The organism is uncultured Thiodictyon sp., assembly GCF_903828115.1.
In the GTDB taxonomy this organism is placed as follows: domain Bacteria; phylum Pseudomonadota; class Gammaproteobacteria; order Chromatiales; family Chromatiaceae; genus Thiodictyon.
Window position 1 is genome coordinate 1 of sequence record NZ_CAIKKU010000417.1, and the last position, 4,714, is coordinate 4,714.

Annotated in this window: 7 protein-coding genes; 4 read left to right on the forward strand and 3 right to left on the reverse strand. The window is 66.5% G+C overall.

What is annotated here, in order from left to right; all coding sequences use genetic code 11:
• The first annotated feature begins 313 nt into the window (after window positions 1-313).
• Entirely contained in the window at window positions 314-940 is a 627-nt protein-coding gene (locus QZY48_RS15370) for a DUF47 domain-containing protein (protein ID WP_100917625.1), read from the forward strand.
• Window positions 941-950: 10 nt separating this feature from the next.
• A complete protein-coding gene (locus QZY48_RS15375) occupies window positions 951-2,078 on the forward strand; it encodes an inorganic phosphate transporter (protein ID WP_295432337.1) in 1,128 nt (375 codons plus the stop codon).
• A 30-nt stretch (window positions 2,079-2,108) separates the two neighbouring features.
• Here the strand turns inward: QZY48_RS15375 and QZY48_RS34840 are convergent, their stop codons facing one another.
• Entirely contained in the window at window positions 2,109-2,579 is a 471-nt protein-coding gene (locus QZY48_RS34840) for a glycosyltransferase (protein WP_366929702.1), read from the reverse strand.
• Between the two features lie 506 nt (window positions 2,580-3,085).
• Here QZY48_RS34840 and QZY48_RS15380 point away from each other — a divergent pair.
• Window positions 3,086-3,346, forward strand: coding sequence for an antitoxin family protein (locus QZY48_RS15380; RefSeq protein WP_295432339.1), 261 nt, complete (start codon window positions 3,086-3,088; stop codon window positions 3,344-3,346).
• Entirely contained in the window at window positions 3,346-3,546 is a 201-nt protein-coding gene (locus QZY48_RS15385; protein ID WP_295432341.1) for a hypothetical protein, read from the forward strand. The genes QZY48_RS15380 and QZY48_RS15385 overlap by 1 nt, the downstream gene beginning before the upstream one ends.
• A gap of 96 nt (window positions 3,547-3,642) precedes the next feature.
• On the opposite strand, the gene QZY48_RS15390 is transcribed toward QZY48_RS15385, so the two are convergent.
• The gene (locus QZY48_RS15390; protein ID WP_295432343.1) at window positions 3,643-4,359 is read right to left on the reverse strand and encodes an ABC transporter ATP-binding protein; all 717 of its coding nucleotides are present in this window, start codon (window positions 4,357-4,359) and stop codon (window positions 3,643-3,645) included.
• On the reverse strand, window positions 4,352-4,714 hold a 363-nt coding region (locus tag QZY48_RS15395), incomplete at its 5' end, for an ABC transporter permease (protein ID WP_295432346.1). The genes QZY48_RS15390 and QZY48_RS15395, both read right to left, overlap by 8 nt.

Below are 4,714 nucleotides of genomic sequence, written 5' to 3' on the forward strand. Positions count from 1 at the left end.
CCACGATTACGACAACGACAACGACAACGACGCCCGGTCCGTGAGAACGTCCGGAAGCTGTAGGGTACGCATCGCGTACCCGGCTCCGGCGGTCGTGGCAGCTTGGCGGGTACGCGATGCGTACCCTACGATAGGTGCGTTAATACATCAGTCCTGATCTCATCCTGTCCAGCCCCCAGGGCACAGGAACTTTCCAGGATTGCGGCCGGCGGCAGGACAACCGGTGTAACTGGACTGTAACATAGCGCCCGCACGCACCGGCCGTGGGCCCCCATCCGGGCGGCCCCGCCCCCATTACCCCCGAGGCGCCAGTATGTTTTCGCTCCAGACGATCTTCGGCAAGGGCAACCAGTTCTTCGGGCTGCTCGAACAGGCGGCGACCGCCGCGGCCGACAGCACCAAGGCCCTGTATGTCATGCTGCGCAGCAATGACAAGGCCCCGGCGCTGGACGCCTTCCGGCACGCCCGCGAGCGCGAGCGCGCCATCGCCGACAAGATCAACGAGGAACTGGTCAACAGCTTCGTCACCGCGCTGGAGCGCGAGGACATCGAGGCCCTGAGCTCCGCCCTGGTGCGCATCCCCAAGCAGGTGGAGCGCTTCGCCGAACGCTACACCCTGGCCACCCGGCTCCTGGAAGGGATCGACTTCGCCCCCCGCGCCGCCATGCTCGAACAGGCCGCCCTGGTGGTGGCCGAGATGGTCCGGCAACTGCGCCGCATGAAGCTGGAGAAAATGCGCGTCTTGAACGACCGCCTGCGCTCGATCGAGAGCGAGGCCGACCGGCTGATGCTGGAACTCTACCGCGACCTCTACTCCGGCCGCTACGAGGGCCAGCAGATGTTCCTGATCAAGGAGTTCTTCGAGATCCTGGAAAAGGCGATCGACCGCTGCCGCGAGGCCGGGGCGGTCGCCTACCAGATCGCGCTGAAGAACAGTTGAGGACACCGCCGTGCTGACGCTCCTCATCGTGGTGGTCCTCACCGCCCTCATCTTCGAGTACATCAACGGCTTCCACGACACCGCCAACTCCATCGCCACGGTGGTCGCGACCAAGGTGCTGGCGCCGATGCAGGCGGTCGCGCTCGCCGCCACCACCAACCTGATCGGCGCCCTCTGGGGCACCGCGGTGGCCAAGACCATCGCCACCGGACTGCTGGACCAGGGCGTCGTCGATGTCACCTCCCAGGTCATCATCTGCGCCCTGTGCGGCGGCATCGTCTGGAATCTGGTGACCTGGTACCTGGGGCTGCCGTCCTCCTCCTCCCACGCCCTGATCGGCGGTCTGTGCGGCGCCGCGATTGCCGCCGCCCATGGACAGTGGGGGGCCGTGATCTGGTCCCAGCCGACCGACCCCTGGTACAAAGGCGCCGGGATCCTCTGGAAGGTGGTGGTACCGATGGTTAGCAGCCCGGTCGCGGGCTTCCTCGGCGGTTACCTGTTGATGGGGGTGCTGTTCGCCCTCTTCTGGGCCATGTCGCGCAGCGGCGGGGTCCTCATGCGCATCGCCCGCCCCCGCTGGGGCAACGCCTTCTTCGGCAAGGCGCAGCTCTTCTCCGCGGGCTACATGGGCTTGGCCCACGGCCTCAACGACGCGCAGAAGACCATGGGCATCATCGCCCTCGCGCTGGTCTCCGCCCACCAGGCCGGGACCCTCGACACCCTGCCGACCTGGCTCGACTGGATGCGCCCGAGCGAGACGGCGCTCGCCCACGGCGACATCGACCTCTGGATCAAGCTCACCTGCGCCGTCACCATGGCCGCCGGCACCGCGGTGGGCGGCTGGCGGATCATCAAGACCCTGGGCCACAAACTGGTCCACCTGCACCCCATCCACGGCTTCGCCGCCGAGACCTCCGCCGCCACCGTCATCACCATCGCCTCCAGCCTCGGCATCCCCGTCTCCACCACCCACAACATCTCCGCCGCCATCATGGGGGTGGGGGCCGCCAAGCGCTTCTCGGCCGTGCGCTGGACCGTGGTGGAGCGGATGCTATGGGCCTGGCTTTTGACCATACCGGCGGCCGGCGGCATCGCGTATGGATTGGTGAAGCTGCTGCAGGCGTTTGGGTTGGATTGAATCGAATCCGTCGCGGCCCGGGGGCCGCTCCTACGCCGATCGGGGTAGGGACGGCTCGCGCCGCCCTTCCCTCCAAACCGTGCCGGCGTTCATCTCAACCGAGCGATCCGTCGATCGATCATCGGTGATGATCCATTCCCAATTTCCCTCGGTTTGGGCACATACTGAGTCAATGGTATCCTGGATATAGCACTCTGCGTTGTAGCATGGCGTAACGATGGAGATCAGTGGCATCGAAGCGCGTCCACGTTCGTTGAAAATGCAGGCGCGCCGGATTATAGCCGGATGGCAAATCGGGGGCGTACCCCGGTTTCCCCCGTACCCCGGTTTGCCCCTTTGTTCCGAACCTAAGCTCCCTGCCCGACCCCTTCGCTGCCTTGATCCCGTGGCTTGTGGTCGCGGACACTGTCCCAGGTCCCGCGGACCACGCCTCGACGGCGTCAGCCAACTCCGGCCGCCGTTGCACGCGCTCCGAGCGGCGCCGCAGGTCGGCGATCTCATCGGCGCGGGCGGCGTCGACTGCGTGGAACGCGGCTAGGTGATGATCAAGCGAGGCGAGGCCGGTCTCGATCCCGGTGAAGCGCAGGCGCATCTCAGCTTGGTGTGGACGCGGCGAAGCATCTCCGTGGTCAGATCTTCTAGGTGGTCAGCCATGGCTGTCGGCCCTGAGTCGCCTGGCTCAAAGCCACTCTAAGTCTTTTCTGTGCTTCAGGCAAAGACCAAAAAATTGCGGCCCGCGGGCCGCGCCCTCAGACGCGCGGGAACGGGACGCCCATGCGCCTATCGCACGGGCGGGGGGGCACGCGGGCGGGGGTCAGCTCTTGTCTCTTGCCTGGCAGGAGGCAAGACCTAACCCCATCCCCTGTACCCGCACGCCGTTGCGGCCTACCGTGGCGCCGAACTGGCGGCCGTCGGTGAAAGGCGGCGGCGGGGCCGTCCCCCGCCCGCCGGGCACCCGGAACGGGCCTATAATCAGCCGCACCGCACCGTGGGCCCGGAGGTTACCCATGACCCGACACCTGCAAGCGATCTACGAGGGCGACGTCTTACGCCCGCTGGAGCCGGTTGAGATCGCCGAGCACCAGGAGGTTTCCCTGTTGGTGGAAACGCCCGACGCGGCGCAGCCCGAGGCGGGCACGGACATGCCCATCTGGGAGTACGCCGCGCAACTGATGCGTGACATCCCGCGGGACCAACTCCAGGCCCTCCCGACCGACGGCGCGTCCCAGCACGATTGCTATCTCTACGGCGCCCCGAAACATCCCTGATGCGCTGCCTCTTCGCCGCTACCTTCTACCGGATCGCCGTCAGCAACCCGCGGGATCAGGCGCAGGCCCGCGCAATCACCCTCAGCACGACGCTCCAACCGGCACAGATCATCACCACCGACGAGGTACTTACCCAGTTCTTCGAGTTTCAACTGACCATTCATGAAAGGCAAGCGCGCATCGGTTTCGCTTGGCGATGACAAGCGCTCGCGACTGCTCGCTGCGAACCCGCATACGCCGCCTGTGCGACTGAACTACTCTCTCTCCAAACAGACGTTCAGCACCCAGCGCCGACCTCAATCCGGCACCCGTCCCTCCCCCGCCTCCTCCTCGGTGCGCCCGTCGCGGATGCGGTAAATGCGCCGGAAGGTCGGGATGATCTTCTCGTCGTGGGTCACGACGATGATGGCGGTCTGATACTGGCTCGCCAGGCGGTTGAGTATGCGGATCACGCTCAATGCACGCTCGCTGTCCAAGGGGGCGGTGGGCTCGTCCGCCAGGATCACCGGCGGTCGGTTGATCAGGGCGCGCGCGATGGCCACGCGCTGTTGTTCACCGCCCGAGAGGGCAGACGGCATGGCCGCGGCCCGGTGGGCGACGTCGAGCGCCGCCAGCAGGTCCCGCGCCCGCGCCCGCGCCAAGGCGTTCGGACAGCCCGCCAGCATCGGCAGCAGCGCGACATTGTCGGTGACATCCAGGAAGGGGATGAGATAGGGTGCCTGGAAGATAAAGCCGATCTTGTCCCGCCGCAGGGCTCGCAGATCCGGGATGCGCCAACCCTCGTCGTAGATCGGCGCATCCCCCAGGGTCATGCGCCCGGCGCTGGGCTCGATCACCGCACCCAGACACTTGAGCAGCGTACTCTTGCCGGACCCCGAGGGGCCGACCAGGCCCACCACCTCCCCGGGGGCCACCGCCATGTCCACCCCCTTGAGGGCATCCACGGCGGTGTCTCCACTGCCATAACGCTTACGCAGTCCCTCGATCCGAATCCCGTGGGTTGACTCAGCCACCGATGGCCTCCGCCGGGTCGACCCGGAGCGCGGCGCGGATGGCGACCAGGCTCGCCAGCACGCAGATGATGACGACGACCAGGAAGCCCCGGGCGGCATCGCCTGGCAGCAGCAGCACATATTTGGGGAAGATGGGCGCCCACAGGGTCGCCACCGTCTTGCCCACCACGAAACCGATCACCCCGAGCCCCACCGACTGCTGCAGGATCATCCCGGCAATGGTCCGGTTACGTGTACCGATGAGCTTCAGCACCGCGATCTCGCGGATCTTGCCCAGGGTCAGGGTATAGATGATGAAGGCGACGATGGCCGCGCTCACCACCGAGAGGATCACCAGGAACAGAAAGATCTGGCG